General features: G+C 49.8%; 17 protein-coding genes. 15 read left to right on the top strand and 2 right to left on the bottom strand.

The genetic code is table 11. The features are described from left to right. Nucleotides 1-1104 (bottom strand): stage II sporulation protein D, encoded by a 1104-nt coding sequence (gene spoIID / locus H9L42_RS11480; RefSeq protein ID WP_187303540.1) that lies wholly within the window; start codon nucleotides 1102-1104, stop codon nucleotides 1-3. 106 nt (nucleotides 1105-1210) lie between these two features. On the opposite strand from spoIID, the gene H9L42_RS11475 reads away from it, so the two are divergent. The 7 genes from H9L42_RS11475 to H9L42_RS11445 all read left to right on the top strand — a co-directional run bounded on the left by H9L42_RS11475 (nucleotide 1211) and on the right by H9L42_RS11445 (nucleotide 8032). Next, nucleotides 1211-2053 (top strand): fumarate hydratase, encoded by an 843-nt coding sequence (locus H9L42_RS11475; protein WP_187303539.1) that lies wholly within the window; start codon nucleotides 1211-1213, stop codon nucleotides 2051-2053. Nucleotides 2054-2073: 20 nt separating this feature from the next. Further along, entirely contained in the window at nucleotides 2074-2631 is a 558-nt protein-coding gene (locus tag H9L42_RS11470) for a Fe-S-containing hydro-lyase (RefSeq protein WP_187303538.1), read from the top strand. Further along, nucleotides 2632-3912 (top strand): M16 family metallopeptidase, encoded by a 1281-nt coding sequence (locus tag H9L42_RS11465; RefSeq protein ID WP_187303537.1) that lies wholly within the window; start codon nucleotides 2632-2634, stop codon nucleotides 3910-3912. It abuts the gene before it with no gap. After that, a complete protein-coding gene (locus H9L42_RS11460) occupies nucleotides 3913-4824 on the top strand; it encodes a D-2-hydroxyacid dehydrogenase (protein WP_187303536.1) in 912 nt (303 codons plus the stop codon). It abuts the gene before it with no gap. Further along, nucleotides 4821-5915: a glycoside hydrolase family 10-like protein gene (locus tag H9L42_RS11455; protein WP_187303535.1), complete on the top strand. Its 1095-nt coding sequence runs from the start codon at nucleotides 4821-4823 to the stop codon at nucleotides 5913-5915. Before H9L42_RS11460 ends, H9L42_RS11455 begins: the two co-directional genes overlap by 4 nt. A 20-nt stretch (nucleotides 5916-5935) precedes the next feature. After that, nucleotides 5936-7588, top strand: a complete 1653-nt coding sequence (locus tag H9L42_RS11450; protein WP_187303534.1) for a family 10 glycosylhydrolase — start codon at nucleotides 5936-5938, stop codon at nucleotides 7586-7588. Between the two features lie 228 nt (nucleotides 7589-7816). Further along, complete coding sequence (locus tag H9L42_RS11445) at nucleotides 7817-8032, top strand: hypothetical protein (RefSeq protein WP_187303533.1); 216 nt, start codon at nucleotides 7817-7819, stop codon at nucleotides 8030-8032. Between the two features lie 74 nt (nucleotides 8033-8106). Here the strand turns inward: H9L42_RS11445 and H9L42_RS11440 are convergent, their stop codons facing one another. After that, nucleotides 8107-9099 (bottom strand): glycosyl hydrolase family 18 protein, encoded by a 993-nt coding sequence (locus tag H9L42_RS11440; RefSeq protein ID WP_187303532.1) that lies wholly within the window; start codon nucleotides 9097-9099, stop codon nucleotides 8107-8109. Between the two features lie 176 nt (nucleotides 9100-9275). On the opposite strand from H9L42_RS11440, the gene H9L42_RS11435 reads away from it, so the two are divergent. The 8 genes from H9L42_RS11435 (at nucleotide 9276) to H9L42_RS11400 (ending at nucleotide 16632) form a co-directional block, all read left to right on the top strand. Next, the gene (locus H9L42_RS11435) at nucleotides 9276-9626 is read left to right on the top strand and encodes a hypothetical protein (protein WP_187303531.1); all 351 of its coding nucleotides are present in this window, start codon (nucleotides 9276-9278) and stop codon (nucleotides 9624-9626) included. A 143-nt stretch (nucleotides 9627-9769) separates the two neighbouring features. Beyond that, on the top strand, nucleotides 9770-10561 hold the full coding sequence (locus H9L42_RS11430) for a basic amino acid ABC transporter substrate-binding protein (protein WP_187303530.1): 792 nt from the start codon (nucleotides 9770-9772) through the stop codon (nucleotides 10559-10561). 76 nt (nucleotides 10562-10637) lie between these two features. Beyond that, nucleotides 10638-11306 (top strand): ABC transporter permease subunit, encoded by a 669-nt coding sequence (locus tag H9L42_RS11425; protein WP_187303529.1) that lies wholly within the window; start codon nucleotides 10638-10640, stop codon nucleotides 11304-11306. Beyond that, entirely contained in the window at nucleotides 11299-12021 is a 723-nt protein-coding gene (locus tag H9L42_RS11420) for an ATP-binding cassette domain-containing protein (RefSeq protein WP_187303528.1), read from the top strand. Before H9L42_RS11425 ends, H9L42_RS11420 begins: the two co-directional genes overlap by 8 nt. 227 nt (nucleotides 12022-12248) lie before the next feature. After that, nucleotides 12249-12929: a response regulator transcription factor gene (locus H9L42_RS11415; RefSeq protein WP_187303527.1), complete on the top strand. Its 681-nt coding sequence runs from the start codon at nucleotides 12249-12251 to the stop codon at nucleotides 12927-12929. Between the two features lie 6 nt (nucleotides 12930-12935). Beyond that, the gene (locus H9L42_RS11410; protein WP_187303526.1) at nucleotides 12936-14012 is read left to right on the top strand and encodes a sensor histidine kinase; all 1077 of its coding nucleotides are present in this window, start codon (nucleotides 12936-12938) and stop codon (nucleotides 14010-14012) included. 82 nt (nucleotides 14013-14094) lie between these two features. Next, complete coding sequence (locus H9L42_RS11405; RefSeq protein ID WP_187303525.1) at nucleotides 14095-14499, top strand: ABC transporter ATP-binding protein; 405 nt, start codon at nucleotides 14095-14097, stop codon at nucleotides 14497-14499. A 105-nt stretch (nucleotides 14500-14604) separates the two neighbouring features. Next, nucleotides 14605-16632: an ABC transporter permease gene (locus H9L42_RS11400; protein ID WP_187303524.1), complete on the top strand. Its 2028-nt coding sequence runs from the start codon at nucleotides 14605-14607 to the stop codon at nucleotides 16630-16632. Nucleotides 16633-16710: the final 78 nt, after the last annotated feature.

Genomic DNA, 16710 nt, shown 5'->3' with positions numbered 1-16710 from the left:
TTAACTGCCGCCAGCTATGGTGGTTCCGCTGTAATAGTGCTGGAGGATTTCTTTATAGGAGTAACCTTCTTTTGCCATGCCGTTGGCGCCGTACTGGCTCATTCCCACTCCGTGGCCGGACCCTGTGGTAGTAAAGGTGATGGTATCCTTTCCTGTGGAGATGGTAAAGTTGGCGGAATAGAGACCAAGCGCCTCCCGAACCTGTTTTCCGGTAACCGTCCCGTTTCCGATTCGCATTTGATCGACCCGTCCACCGCTGCTGCGGGAGAGGATTTTGATCCCGCCGGAAGGGATTGTTCCGAAGCTGATATCCGGATAGGAAGCTTTGATTTTTGCGGAAAACTCGGAAAGGGACAGGGTCAGGGTTTCTTTTTTATGGGTGGCGTCTTCTTCGTAAGGGCTTTCCACACTGACAAGGTAAGGGACTGCGGAGGCAAAGACGTCTTCGCAGTTTTCTGTTTTTCCGCCGCTGGAAGAATGAAACAGCGCCTGCTGGACCAGCTGGCCGTCATAATAAAGGAGCTGTCCCTTTGTATCCTCGACAGCCGCGGATATTTTTTCCCAGTCTGACCTCATCCAGTCCGCGCCTTTCCCTTTCTTCAGCTGGGCTTTGTCCTGATAAACCTGACAGTGGACGGTGTCGCACACGGGCGCCTTTGGATGGGTAGAGGAATTTCCGTTTTTTTTCGCGTTTTGTACTTTGGCGAGAGAGTAGGTGCGAGCTGCCACTGCCTGTGCTTTCAGGGCTTCCTCCTCAAAATCCGAAGGCATTTCGCTGGCGACAACGCCTTTTACGTATTCTTCAAATTCTATTTTCTCACGCTTTCCGCTGTCCTCTCTCTGTACGCGAATAGTTTTTGGAACAGCGGCAGTATCTGTAATTGTTTCTTCCGGCTGGGCGCCGGGATCACGGTTCTCTTTTTTTGTGCCTTCCTGTGAATCAGAGGTAAAAACCATGGTAATGGTAAAGGGAATGATAATCAGGATAAAAATGATGGCGACGACGAGAATGGCCGCGGATTTAAGGACAGGCGGAGCTGTACGTCTTCCTGTCCGTACTGCCGGCTTTCTTTTTCTGCTCCTGTTTTTTCTGTTTCGCTGCATAGTTTCCTCCGCACTTTAAATGCTACCAGTGTATGCGGAAGGGCTTCCCAAGATGCGTATTTTTTCGTATAATAGTAGAACACAGAACTTTTATGGAGGAGAGGCTATGAGGTCAGTTGATGTGAAAGAAATCGCGGACGCGGTTGCGGAAATGGCGAGAGAATCCAACTATTTTCTGGGAGAAGATGTAAAATGCGCGATCCAAAAACGGGCGCAGGAAGAGCCATGGCCGGTCGCGAAAAGCGTTTTGGAAAAGATAGAAGAAAATATCGGAATCGCGGAAGAAGGCGTATTCCCGTTGTGCCAGGACACAGGCCTTGCCTGCGTGTTCCTGGAAATCGGACAGGATGTGCATCTGACAGGGGGCTTTGTGGAAGACGCGGTAAACGAAGGAGTGCGCAGGGGCTACCGGGATGGTTACCTGAGAAGGTCGGTGGTAAGAGACCCGCTACGCAGGATCAATACCGGAGACAATACGCCGGCCCATATCCATTATGAGATTGTTCCGGGGGAACAGGTGAAAATCACTTTTGCCGCGAAAGGGTTCGGGTCGGAGAATATGAGCCGGATCAAAATGCTGCCGCCGTCAGCGGGGGCGGAAGGCGTCATGGATTTTATTGTGAAGACCTGTGAGGAAGCCGGAGCGAATCCGTGTCCGCCGATCGTAGTGGGCGTTGGAATTGGAGGCACCTTTGACAAAGCTGCGCTGATGGCGAAGGAAGCGCTGCTGATTCCTTTTGACAGACCGAATCCGGACGCCTTTTACGCGGAAATGGAAGAGAAACTGCTCAGAAGAATCAACGATCTGGGGATTGGCCCCCAGGGCTTTGGCGGCGAAACAACGGCGCTGTCGGTAAAGATTAAAACCGCTCCGACTCACATCGCGGGGCTTCCGGTCGCTGTGAATATTAACTGCCATGTCAGCAGACATGCGGAGCGGACGTTATAGAAAGACATGCGGGAGGAACTATGGAATATCGAATCAGAGAGCCATTTACAAAAGAAAAATTAGAACCCTTAAGAGCCGGCGATACTGTATTTCTCACCGGTACCATTTATACAGCCAGGGACGCGGCCCACAAGCGTCTGATCGAGATGATAGAGAATCAGGAGCCGCTGCCTTTTGAAGTAAAGGACGCGGTGATCTATTACGTGGGCCCGACGCCGGAAAAGCCGGGAAACCCCATCGGAGCGGCAGGCCCTACAACCAGCTACCGGATGGACGCTTACGCGCCTACGCTGCTGGATTTGGGGGAAACCGCTATGATCGGAAAGGGACAGCGCTCCCAGGAGGTGAAAGACGCGGCTATCCGAAACGGAGCCGTTTATTTCGCGGCCATCGGCGGAGCGGGGGCTCTGATGGCGCAGAAGGTAAAATCCGCTGAAATTGTCGCCTTTGAAGACCTGGGGCCGGAAGCTGTACGCAGACTGCAGGTGGAGGATTTTCCGGTTACGGTTGTTCTGGACAGCGCGGGAGGCGATTTGTATCAGGAAGGCAGGGCGGCGTACCTGGAGAGCAGGAAGTAAATGGAACAGCGGAAGGTAACCAGAAACGGAATTGAAATTTTCTGCGATTCCGGAGAGCACCTGCACAGTTTCTGTCTCAGCCTGTATCTGAGGGCAGGCAGCCTGTACGAAGGGGAGGAAGAAAACGGGATCTCTCATTTCCTGGAGCACATTGTAATCCGCAATATCAACTGGCTGATGGACGGAGGACTGTATCCTTACCTGGACAGGCGGGGACTGATGTTCAACGCGTGTACCTACAAGGAGTTCATCCAGTTTGAGATCACCGGAGCGAAAAAGCATCTGCGGGAGGCGATTGCGGTGTTTACAAAGCTGTTTGAACCTATTGTCCTTCCGGCAGCGGAAATTGATATTGAACGCAGACGGATTAAGGCGGAAATCCGGGAAGATGACGAACGATCTTCGCTGGAGTTTTTTACCGGAGGTATTGTCTGGGAGGGAACGTCTCTCGCGCAGACGATAACCGGAAAAAGCACCCGGCTGGATCGGATGGGAAAAAAACATCTGCAGCAGGCTCACAGGGAACTGTTTTCCACGAACAATCTGTTTTTTTACATGACCGGCTGCGTGGAAGAGGAGGATATTGAATTCCTGAGCAGATCCGTTGAATCCTTCGAACTGAATGAGGGAAAGAAAGTGCGGCGGAATCTGGCGCCGGTGCCGGAACGGTTTTTCCGCAGAAACGGGCAGATTGCCGTTAAACAGAGTAAAGACACTCTGGTGCGCTTTTCCTTTGACCTTGATACGAACCGCTGCAGCCAGGCAGCATATATGCTGCTTTATGATATCCTGTTTGACTGTGAAAACGCCAAAGTCCATCAGGCGCTGTCCGAGCAGTCAGGCTGTATTTACAGTTTTGATCCCGGTATGGAGCAGTACAGCAATATCGGAAATTTGTATTTTCAGTATGAGGTTCAGCCTTCCAGACTGCTGGAGTCCGTGGAAATTGTCGTGGAACTGCTTTGCGGCCTGAAACAGGGGTTGGGAGATGAACTGGATTATGTAAAGCCTGTATATATTGACAATGGAGAACTGATTCTGGATCACGCTTCAAATCTGAACTGGGCGCAGGCGTACGAGGGACATATTCTGGGGAAAACCAGCACCCGGCTGGATGAGAGGAAAAAGGCCTATGAAAGGGTTACGGCAGAAGAGCTGACCGGGTTGTGCAGAGAGGTGTTCCGCCTGGACAATCTGGTGGTGACCATGAAGGGAAAAAAGAGCAAAAGGACGGAGCAGAAAATAAGGAGCCTTTTAGAGAAACTCGATCAGGAGGGATAGATGAAAATTGTGTTTTTAGACAGTTCAGAGGTGAATCCGGGTGATATTTCCTGGGAGCCGATTGAAAAACTGGGAGAGTTCAAGGATTACAAGAGAACGTCAGAAGAAGAAATCACAGATAGGCTTCACGGAGCGGAAGCGGTGTTCCTTGACTCCGTGCCGCTGGGAAGAAAGGAGATGGAGCGCAGCCCGTCGCTGAAGTTTATCGGAATCGCGGCAACGGGATATAACCATGTGGATCTGCAGGCTGCCGCGCGGCTGGGAATCGCGGTGACCAACGTACCCGCCTACTCCACGGACGCGGTGGCGCAGCATACAGTGGCTCTGCTGCTTTCCATTACCAACCGGGTGGAAGCGTACCGGCAGGGCGTCTTTTCCGGGGACTGGAGTTCCTGTAAAGAGACGCTCCGGGAAACCGCGCCCCTGACCCTGCTTTCCGGAAAATCCATGGGAATCGTAGGATATGGAAATATCGGGAAAAAGGTGGCGGAACTTGCGGGAGCGTTTGGTATGAAAGTAAATATCTACAGCCGTTCCCCTCAGGAAACGGTGGAATCGGATGTGGTATCCCTCCACTGTCCGCTGACGCCGGAAACCAGGCATCTGGTGGATAAAAGCTTTATCGAAAATATGAAGGACGGCGCGATCCTTCTGAATACCGCCCGGGGCGGTCTGGTGGACGCGGGGGCTCTGGCGGAGGCTCTGACTTCGGGAAAACTGACCGCCGCCGGCCTGGATGTAATGGAACCGGAACCGCCTGAAGAGGCAAACCCTCTGATTGGACTGGAAAACTGCTGGATTACGCCCCATGTGGCATTCACCCCCTATGAAACCAGAAAAACGGTTGTAGACACCTGTGGGGCGAATCTGGAAAGCTTTCTGAAGGGAGAAAGGCGGAATCGGCTGGTATGAAGAAAAAAGGGCGAAAGAGAAGGAGCGGCTCAAAGCAGCTTCGCCGCAGAAAACGGAAGATACAGGCCGCAGCTTTAGCACTGCTGGTTTTCGCGGGATTTGCGGCAGGGATGCTGCTTTATCAGAATCAGAATTCCCGGGTGGAAATCGGGGAAGAAGTCCGGGGAATCTGGCTTGCCTATGTGGACTTTAAGGAAGTGGGACTGTATAATAAGAGCGAAGATAAGTTCCGGGAAAACGCGGAAAAATTTTTCAGGCGGGCGGAGAAAAACTCCGTCAATACGGTGTTTTTTCATGTACGGGCATTTCGGGACGCTTCCTATCCGTCCGATACCTTTCCCATGAGCCGGTATATCTGGGACAAAGAGGAGGAAATCCCTTATGATCCGCTGGAAATTATGACAGAACTTGCCCATGAACATAATATGCAGCTTCACGCCTGGCTGAATCCTTACCGGAATACGGATTTTGACAAGAAGATCCTCGATCCGGCCGCATCGGAATCCACAGAAGAGATTCTTACATGCGTGAGAGAGATCCTGGATCACTATGAGGTGGACGGAATTCACTTTGACGACTATTTTTACACGGAAGACGCGGAGCTTTCCGCGGAAGAAAAAATGAAAAACGTCAACCGGATGGTGCGGTCGGTTTACGAAACGGTGAAAGAATACGGAGAGGAAATTCAGTTTGGAATCAGCCCGGCCGGAAACACCGGATACTGCGAATCGATCGGAGCGGATATTAAAACCTGGATGTCGGAAGAAGGATATGTGGACTACCTGGCGCCGCAGATATACTGGACGGATCAGCACAGCGCCACATGGCGGGAGAAGATGTTCAGCGACACACTGAAAGAGTGGATTTCCCTGAATGAGCGAGAGGTGCGGCTTTATATAGGACTAGCCCTCTACCGGGCAGGGGAAAAGGCTTCGGATGATCCCGGGTGGGGAAAGCGAGATGACAATCTTGCCAGGCAGTTACGAATACTTAGAGAAGAAGGCTGCCAAGGCTATATTTTATTCAGCGCCAAGGATCTGTACCGGAAAGGCGCCCGGCAGGAGTTAGAAAACTATCGAAATCAAGTGTGAACAAGAAGTGTGAGGAGACTATGAAGAAACGAATTGCAGTCATGATTACCGTATGTATCTTTGGAATCACCAGTATCCTGGGGATCGTTCCTTTTCACAGGGCAGAGGAAGCGCGCGCGTTAAGCGGCGGTCAGGAGGTGCGGGCTGTCTGGCTTTCCTATGTAGACTTCAGTTCTCTGGGGATGAAGACCAACCGTGAATCAACCTTTCGGGCAAAGGCTTCCGCTTTTCTGAATAAAGCAAAATCCAATCAGCTCAATACGGTTTACTTCCATGTGAGGGCCTTTGACGACGCGGCCTGGAAAAGTCCGACTTTTAAAGCTATGTCCTCTCTGACCTCTAAAGCTTCTTCCAAAAAGAAAGCCAAAGACACCTATTCCTTTGATCCTCTGAAAATCATGGTGGAGCTGGCGCACAGCAAAGGCATGGAACTTCACGCCTGGATGAATCCTTACCGGATCAGCATGGATTATTATCTGGACCCGGCCTATGAAAGCTCCACGAAGCGGATTGAAACCGCTGTTCGGGAAGTGATGGCGTATGATGTAGACGGAATTCATTTTGACGATTACTTTTATCACGCTAAAAAAGGCTATAAGAATCGGGATAATGATAAAATTTTAAAAGTAAGCCAAGATCCTTCCGCATCGAAAAAACGTTCTAATGTCAATCAAATGGTAAAATCCGTATACCGTACCGTAAAGTCCTCGGGCAGCGGCGCGGTGTTCGGAATCAGCCCCCAGGGAAATATTGAAAACTGCAGATCCGCAGGGGCGGACGTGGACAAATGGCTGTCTTCCTCCGGATATATCGACTATATCATTCCGCAGATTTACTGGACGAACCAGTGGGGAAGCCGCGGAAAAACGACCATGTATACGGACCGTCTGAAAGCCTGGAAAAATCTGAATAAAAACGGAACGGATATGTATATCGGACTGGCCTCTTACCGGATCGGAATTCAATACAGCGATGACCCGGGCTGGAAGAAAAAATCCACCAACCTGGCGGATCAGCTGAACCTGCTCCGTTCTTACGGCTGCGGCGGCTATTCTCTGTTCAGCGCCAAGGATCTGTACCGGAGCGGGGCGAAGACGGAACTGAGCAATCTGAGCAAGATGGCAAGAAGGATTCCGCGAATCAGTACGGCCAGATATAATTATAAAACGATTCAGGTGAAATGGAATAAAATTTCCGGCGTATCCGGCTATCAGATTTACAGGGCCTCTTCAAAGAACGGCAGCTATAAAAGAGTAAAAACCGTTGGTTCCGGCACGACCAGTTTTAAGAATAAAGGCCTTACAGCAGGAAAGACCTATTATTATAAAGTACGGGCATACAACGGAAGCGCTGTCTATCCGTTTTCCTCCGCATCATCAGAATCGGCAAAGCCGAAAGCTCCATCAAGCGTTCGGACAACTGCGGGAAAACGGAAAATTACGGTAAGATGGAAAAAGGTGTCCGGTGTATCCGGCTATCAGGTTTACCGTTCAGCGAAAAAGTCAGGAAACTATAAACGGATCAAAACCGTTGGACATAGAACTTCTAAATTCATAAACAAGCGCTTAAAACGCGGCAAGCGGTATTACTATAAAGTAAGGGCCTATAAAAAAGTAAAAGGCAAGAAAGTTTACAGCAGTTACAGTTCCCGTAGCGGGAAAAGGGTAAAGTAAAAAGAAAGAGTGAATTTTCCGGACAAACAGATCTCCGTGAAAAAGTTTGCGGATCCGAAAGGATATTTGTATCATGAAGCTCACAGAAGAACAGTGGAAAAAAGTACAGGAGTTTTGGAATACTTTTGATAAAAAAAGAAGCGATGAGGAAACATCGGTTCCTCAGAGCGGGAGTACCTGCGGACCTTCGTCTTTTGTGCCACCGGAGAAAGGAAACGAACGGCAGGTGTGCATGGAATTAAGGCCTGGTTTGCTGAAAAAATGTCGCTGATGGAAGAATGCCTTCGGATTTTCAGAGATAAGGAAGTTCCCAAGGAACTGCGAATGCTGAGTCTGGCTCTTGTCTGTCTGACATTGGAAGAACAGGCGGAAGGGCTGCGATTTTTTGTGGAATACGCACTGGGAACGGATAGTGGCAATACAGGTATTTCCAGGGAAAATTAAGTCAGATGCGAATTTTCACCACTTAATACATGTACGGGTATTAAGTGGTGAAAATAAAACCTTTAAAATGAGCTTTATACCTTCGCCACTGTATACATTCCCTGCAGAACTTCTGATCCGGTCTGAAAAAAATTCATAATGTTCCAGTAGCTGACGCCGGCCAGCCCGAATTCAGATACAAGGGCGAGCTTTGCGCGCAGGCTTCGCGCGTCCTCAAACCATACGACATGATCGATTCCATTTTCATCTGTGTAATAAAAATAAGGTGATTGCACCAGCTCGTCAAATTGTACTTCAACTCCGTAATAAGCGGCTCTTGCCAATGCTTCGTCATTTGAGATTTTTTCCGCCCGCGACTCGCCTTTTATAAACGGCAGCTTCCAGTCGTAACCATAGTTGGGAATTCCCATTAAAATTTGATCGGGAGGAATTTCCGTAACTCCGTATTCGATAACCTGCCGCACTTGGTTCAGCGGTGCTACGGCCATCGGCGGACCATAGGTATATCCCCATTCATATGTCATTAAAAGAACAAAATTGGCCGCCTGCCCCATTCCCCGATAATCATGTCCCTGGTATAAAAGGCCTTTCTGATCCGCGGAAGTTTTCGGGGCAAGGGTCACGGTTACAAGATATCCCTCTTCATTTAGCTTTATTCTTGCTCGTCTTACAAGATCTGTATATTGATCCCGATTTTCCGCAAATACATATTCAAAATCAAAATCTACGCCAAATAAACCTTTCCCGCGAATGTTTTCCGAGATCTGAGCGATCAGGGTTTCCTGCGCCTGCGGGTTTTCCAGAAGGCTTTTCGCTAACTGGTTGTTGAACGCGCCCTGCCTGTCCAGAGGCGTAAGCACCATTAAAGGCTCCACTCCCGCTGCTTTTGCAGGTTCTGTAATATTTTCATCATCAAGAATGATGAGCTGTCCGTCCGCAGTAAAACCATAACTAAACGCGGAGACAAACGTCAGATCTACAAGCCACGCGTCCAGAGTTTCCCGGGAAATTGTAGGATATGCGTATCCGTTTACCAGGATTGTCTCCTGTTGCTTTTTTTCTGCCATATAAAACCACCTCCAGATCTAGCTTATGTTTTCGGACAGTGGTTTATCTCTTTGTATTTATGAAACTCGCAACGCGTCGGGGTTACTAGAATTTTCACTTATAGCAGATTTCATAACCTGCATTGTACTTTCCCTTGAAACTATCTTACAATAGCGATAGGTAAAGGAGAAAAAACATGCGAAGGTATCAAAAAATCGGGATTCTGTTCGCGCTGGCAATATTGCTTTTTTCCGGCTGTTCCGCGCAGTCAGAAAGCGGCGCGGATTCTCAAGAAAAAATAAGTGAGGAAACAATGCGTACACAGCAAAATCAAGAAGGGAATACCGCACAGCTGCGGGAAGAATCGGAAGTAAGAGACGGAACATCCGAAGACACTCTGGCTACTCCGGAGGATTTTCCGGAGGCATACGATTATGGCAGCGGTCTTCTAAGCGGATCGTTTTACAGGACTGGCCCCACGGATTCGGCGGTGACGGCGGATGGATCGGAGATTACGGAAAATGGCTGGAACAGGTTTTTTCTCTGAATGAGTGACGGTATTCGGGCGATTGATACTCCTCTCGTCATTTTCACTTTTTATTTTGTTGAATAGATACTTTACTCTTGCATGTTTTTTGTATGCGTCGTATAATTATTAAACCGACACTTATTTAAGAGGGAGAAAGAAAAATGAAAAAGAAGAGTATCATTGCGGTCCTGCTTATCGTGGCGCTGGCCTTTTCACTGGCGGCCTGCGGCGGCGGAGACAGCGAAGAAAACACATCCGGCGATTCGGAGAAAGTGACCTACAAGGTAGGAACAGAGCCGACATTCCCACCGTTTGACACAACGGACGAAGAACAGAATATTGTCGGCCTGGATATGGATCTGATTAAAGCCATCGGTGAAGATCAGGGATTTGAAGTGACCTTTGAAAACCTGACCTTTGACGGGCTGGTGCCGGCATTGAAGGCGGGAAACATTGATATTATCGCCGCCGGAATGAACAAGGACGATCCGGAAAGGCAAAAGCAGGTGGATTTCAGCGACGCTTACTATGAATCCAAGCTGATGGTTGCGGTTACAGAAGACAACAATACCATCAAGAGCGTGGACGATTTGACGCCGGACATGAAAGTCGCAGCTCAGACCGGAACCACAGGAGCTACAAAAACACAGGAGCTGGCTGATGAGGGGAAAATCGCGGAGGCTGTTATTCTGGACGGACTTGATACCGCGATGATGCAGCTTCTTAACGGAGATGTGCAGGCGGTGATCAACGATAAGCCGGTAACCGAAGCGTATATGAAAAAACAGCCGGATAAAATCAAGATGGTCGGCGAACCTCTGAACGCGGAAAACTACGGATTCGCGGTTCAGAAGGGCAATACGGAGCTTCTTGAGAAGATCAACGCGGGCCTTGCCAATATCAAGGAAGACGGCACGTTCGACAAACTGGTTGATGAATGGTTCAATAAATAAGAGATACAATAGGATTGTTAGGAGACCTTTGGCCGCGCAGGCGGTCAAAGGTTGATTCTTGTCAGGAGGAGATAAGGTGCAGGAATATTTACAAGGAGTCATCGTAGCGGCAAAAGGCGCGCCGACCACCCTGCTGATTTCACTGGTAGCGGTGTTTATCGGACTGATACTGGGACTTCTGGTGGCTATGGCGAAAATGTCCCGGTTTAAAATTCTGCGGGGAATCGCGACGATTTACGTGGACATCCTGAGAGGTACGCCGCTGCTGGTGCAGGTATTGATTCTGGCGTACGGAATCCCGCAGATTATCAGCGAGTGGTTTGGCGTATCCTTTCACTGGGAAATTAAAATTCTGATTGGTTTTATTGCCTGCGGCGTCAACAGCTCTGCCTATATGGCGGAAATCATCCGCAGCGGGCTTCAGGCGGTTGATATCGGACAGACCGAGGCGGCCCGTTCCCTGGGGATGAGCAGCGCCCAGACCATGCGTTATATCATCATTCCTCAGGCGTTTAAAATCATCGTTCCGGCTCTTGGAAACGAGTTTATCGCGCTAATAAAAGAAACAGCGATTCTGTCTGTAGCGGGAATTGTGGAAATTACAAGGCGGGGACAGCTATGGGCTTCCCAGTCCTTTTTGTCCTTTCAGGCATATATCGGAGTGGCGGTAATCTATCTGATTATGACGCTTACTCTGTCGCGGATTGTGGCGTATCTGGAAAGGAGGATGGCGCAGGGTGATTAAGGTAAAAGATTTGAGAAAATCCTTTGGCAAACTGGAAGTGCTGAAGGGAATTTCCGAGGAAATCAAGGAACAGGAAGTGGTCTGCGTAATCGGACCGTCGGGATCGGGAAAAAGTACCTTTCTGCGCTGCCTGAACCTGCTGGAAGAGCCTACAGGCGGGGAAGTGTATCTGGACGGAGAACAGATCAATCGGCCGGATGTGGACATCGACAAGGTGCGGGAAAAGCTGGGAATGGTATTTCAGAGCTTTAACCTGTTTCCACATATGACCGTGCTGGACAACCTGACTCTGGCGCCCATTAAGGTAAAAGGCATGTCAAAAGAAGCCGCGGAAGCAAAGGCAAAAGACTTGTTAAAAACGGTAGGCCTTGAAGATAAAGCCCTTGCTTACCCGAGGGCCCTGTCCGGCGGACAGAAACAGAGAGTCGCCATCGCCCGGGCTCTTGCCATGGATCCGGAAGTGATGCTGTTTGATGAGCCGACCTCGGCGCTGGACCCGGAAATGGTTGGAGAAGTGCTTGCCGTAATGAAGGATCTGGCGGAAAAGGGAATGACCATGGTGATTGTAACCCATGAGATGGGATTCGCCAAAGAAGTGGCGGATCGGGTGTTCTTCATGGACCAGGGAATTATCATGGAGCAGGGAACCCCGGCGGAACTGTTTGATTCCCCGCGGAACGAGCGGACAAAGAGCTTTCTCAGTAAAGTTTTATAGTAGATTGGCCGCCGCTATTGTACAGTGGCGGCCCGCTTTTCATCTGGAGACGAAGTCTGTTAGCAGAGCCTGATCGGAAAAACGGTCAGGCTTTTTTCTGCGGGCAAACACGGCAGCGGGAAACGGTATGATGTTTGCCCGCGGCCGCGGTCCATCCGCTCTGCCGCTTTATCTTGTCCCTGGGGAAAATCTGTGGTATGGTAGGTGCAGGAAAAGGGAGGGAAAAGATGTACAAAATTATGGTAATTGAAGATGATCCGGCGATTCGGGAGGAACTGGAAGTCCTTCTGAAGAATGCGCTTTATGAGCCGGTGTGCCCCCAGAGCTTTGAAGATCCTGCCGGGCAGATTCTGCGGGAATCGCCGGATCTGGTGCTGCTGGATGTGAATCTTCCGGGGGAAAACGGAATTCAGGTCTGCAGGAAGCTGCGAAATACTTCCGACGTGCCGGTGATTTTTGTCACCAGCAGGAACACTTCCATGGACGAACTGGAATGTATCACAGGAGGCGGTGACGATTATATTTCAAAACCCTATCAGGCGCCTATTCTTCTTGCCAGGATCGCGGCGGTGCTGAAACGAAGCGGCGCGCCGGCAGAAGAGGAGAGGACTCTTACGTATCGGGATGTTACGCTGGATTTGCTGTCCTGCAGCATCCGTAAAAATGGCAGGGAAGCTGAGCTTTCTAAAAATGAATTTCGGATTCTCAACGCTTTGTTTCTTCATCCGGGAGAGGTGGTTTCCAGAGCGGATCTCATCGAATACCTGTGGGACAATCAGATTTTTATTGACGATAATACTCTTAGTGTCAACATGACGCGTATCCGGGCAAAGCTTGCCGGGATCGGAGCAGGCGATCTTATCGAGACAAAGCGGGGCATGGGATATAAACTTGGAAGCAGGGAGTGATGCAGCATGACGATACGCGGATATCTCAGGGATCGGACCGCCGCGATTCTGCTGAATCTGGCGGGAATGGCGGCGCTGTCGCTTTTTCTGACAGCCGGCGGAACCGAAGGGGGAATGGTAGGGCTGATTCTCATCGGATGGGCGGCAGCGGCGGCCGCTTATTTCATCTGCGCCTATCTTTCACGGCGCAGATATTTCAAAGAACTGGAGGGAATTCTCTCCGGCCTTGATCGGCCCTATCTTCTTGGAGAGCTGATCAAACGTCCGTACCGCTGTGAGGATCAGATTTACGCCCGTCTTCTGAAAGAGTCAAACAAATCGGTAATCGAAGAAATCCACCGCCTGGAGGCAGAGCAGAAAGATTACCGGGAATATATTGAAAGCTGGGTTCACGACGCCAAGATTCCGGTGACCGCTATTGAACTGATCTGCGACAATCAGACCGGATCCGGGGAAAAGACCCTGGCGAGAAAAATCCGCCCGGAGCTTGGAAAAATTGAAAATTACATTGAATCCGCGCTTTTTTACGCCCGATCGGATTTTGTGTACCAGGATTATCTGATGAAAGAACTGGATCTGCAGGAGGTGGTCTATCAGGCGATTGCCAAAAACAAAGCATTTCTGATTCAAAACGGGATGCGGATTACTGTGCGCACAGAATGTGGAACGGTTTTTTGTGATGAAAAATGGCTGATTTTTATTCTCAGTCAGATTCTCATCAATGCGGCTAAATACAAAAAAGGAGAAAAGGGGACAATCCGCGTTGAAGCGGAAGACATAAAAAACGGGGTACAGCTTGCCATTTCCGATGAGGGGGTCGGGATACGGCGGGAAGAGCTGGTTCGTATTTTTGATAAGGGATTTACCGGAACCAACGGACGCGGCAGCCGGGCGTCTACCGGCATGGGGCTTTATCTTTGCAGGAAATTGTGCGAAAAACTGGGAATCCAGATTCACGCCGAATCGGAAGAGGGGAAGGGCATGAAGATGATTCTGCGCTTTCCAAAGGGAACCTTTTACGAAAGACCGGAGCCTGTGAAAAGCGAGGGAAATGCCCGGAAAAGAAGTCTTTCAAAATTGTAAGACTGGCGTAAGACACAGCGATACAAACGCCTGCTGTTTCATTTTATACTTGAGATATTCAGAAAAGAAAGGAATGACAGAAATGAACGGAACAATCAAAGTCTGTGATATCGAAAAATATTATGGAACAAAAGACAATATAACCAAGGCGGTAAACCGAATCAGCTTTGAAGTGCGATCCGGGGAATTTGTAGGAGTGATGGGCGCTTCCGGATCGGGAAAAACCACGCTGCTGAACCTGATGTCCACCATCGACAAGGTGACCTCCGGTCATATCTGGTACGGGGATACGGATATAACCGCGCTTTCCGAGGATCAGCTGGCGGATTTCAGAAAAGAGCATCTGGGGTTTGTATTTCAGGACTTCAATCTCCTGGACACGCTGACTCTGGAAGAAAACATCACGCTGGCGCTGAGCATCCGCAAACGTCCGGCAGCGGAAATCAAGGAGAAGGCCGGGGCTATCATGGAGGAACTGGGAATCTAAAGGACGGGGAAATTTTTCACGAGCTGCGCAGGGGCAGCGGGCAGAGGCGTGATTTCCTGAATCAGATTCTGGAAGTTCTTTCCCTTACGGGAGGTGAGCTTTCCCATGCTGAATAAACTCGCCTTTCGAAACGCCAGGCGTTCCATGAGGGACTACCTGATCTATCTGGTGACCATGACCATTATTTCCGCGCTGATGCTGGCGTTCAATTCCTTGATTTTCTCCAGGGATCTGAAAGCGCTCTACGCGCAGGGCGGAGGTATCATGGCCGCCATGCTGTGCCTTGTTACCTTTTTCCTGATTTTCATCATCGCGTGGCTGTTTCACTATATGATCCGCTTTATGCTGGAAAAACGAAGCCGGGAATTCGGAACCTACCTGCTGATGGGAATGAAGCGAAAAGAGATACGGAAGCTGTTTACAAGGGAGAATCTTCTGATCGGAGCGGCGGCGCTGATCCTGGGAATCCTTCCGGGACTTTTTTTCCAGCAGATTCTGACGGCGATTTTTTATCATATTTTCCAGAGGGCTTATCATCTGTCGGCGGAAGTGAGCGGATACGGCTTGCTGATGACCGTATGTCTGTTCGGAGCCGTTTATTTTCTCGCTCTGTGGAGAAACCGCAGGGCTTTCAAAAAGATGAAGATCTATGACCTGCTCTATCTGGACCGGCAGAACCAGATGCTGCGCAGAAAACAGACAAAGCGGTCTGCGGTCTGGCTCTTTCTCGCGGTTGCCTATACGATCCTGTTTTTCAGTTTCCTGTTTACAGGAAGCTTCAATATGGCCAATGTATGGCCCATGAGCGCGGGGCTGATCGTCTGCGTCTATCTTTTTTACGCGGGCCTTTCCGGTCTGACGGCCATCCGCATTGAACGGCAGGGTAAAGGAATTTATAAAGGGGAACGGATCTTTCTTCTCCGCCAGATGGCTTCCAAGATAAAAACGATGCGGTTTACTATGGGGAGCATCACTGTGCTGCTGGCTCTGGCTCTGGTCGGATGCTCCGCGGCAATGATGCTCAGCGATTATCAGAACAAGATGCTGGAAACAGAGCTTCCCTTTGATGTCATTATGTTCAGCGATGAGAAGGACGATGATTTCGCCCGGCAGATCGCTATTCTGGAAAAAGAAGCGGAGCCGGAAGCTCTGCGGGTCTACCGGGTTTATGAGAACGGGAGCACAACTGTGAACGACTGGCTGCGGGAGAACCTTCCCTACTTTCAGAACAAAAGCCAGCAGACGGAAAACACCGGCAGCAGCGAGTATTTTGATTATGATACCTATATGAAGCTGAGCGATTACAACGCTTTGCGGCAAATGCTGGGAGAAGAGCCGATCCGCCTGGGAGAACGGCAGTATCTGATTCAGACAAAAGAACGGCTCAAAGACAGCTTCCAGCGCTTCCGGAAGGAAACGGGGATTGAGGCGGCGGGACATTCCCTCAGCTGTGCCGGTATTGAAACGATTCCCTTTGCCCAGAGCGGGGAAAACGGGGCGGATTATATCCTGGTGGTTCCGGATCGCCTGGCCAATTCGATGAATCCGTTTTACTCTCTTTTGGCAGCGGATTTGAAAGGATCTGCTCCCGATGGTCTGCAGGATCTTCTGGCGGACAGCAAGGATTATGAAAACGAGGAGACCGGGGAAATGGAAGCGGTGATTACCTGGGGCTACGGCACCAATGAGATCATAACCATGGCGGCAACGGTGATGGTGAGAGACAACATGATGGGAGAAATGCGTTTTGTCCTTGCTTCTATGGCCTATCCGCTGTTTTATATCGCGATCGTGTTCCTGTGCGTGTCCATGACGATCCTTTCCGTGCAGCAGCTGAGCGATTCGGCGAAATACCGTTTTCGCTACCAGGTTCTGAGCAAGCTGGGACTCAGGGAACGGGAAATCGGGCGGATCGTGCTGAAACAGCTTGCCTCCTATTACCTGTGGCCGATGCTGATGGCCGTAATCCTCAGCGGAATTCTTTCCATCTACGCGGGGCAGAGATTTGTATTTTATACCGGGATTCCCACTTCCGCGCTGTTTTACTACGGGATTTCCCTGCTGATATTCGCGGGAGTCTATCTGCTGTATTTTGCGGCGACCTATACCGGCTTTAAGCGGAACCTGTTTTGAGATTTCCTTGTTTTTTCGTGAAAAATCGTGTAAGATATTGAGTATGAATTTATGAAAAAATAAGAGAGGAAATATACA

The sequence above is a fragment of the Zhenpiania hominis genome, from assembly GCF_014333425.1.
GTDB lineage: Bacteria > Bacillota > Clostridia > Peptostreptococcales > Anaerovoracaceae > Hominibacterium > Hominibacterium hominis.
This window is presented reverse-complemented; position numbering and strand designations above follow the sequence as displayed.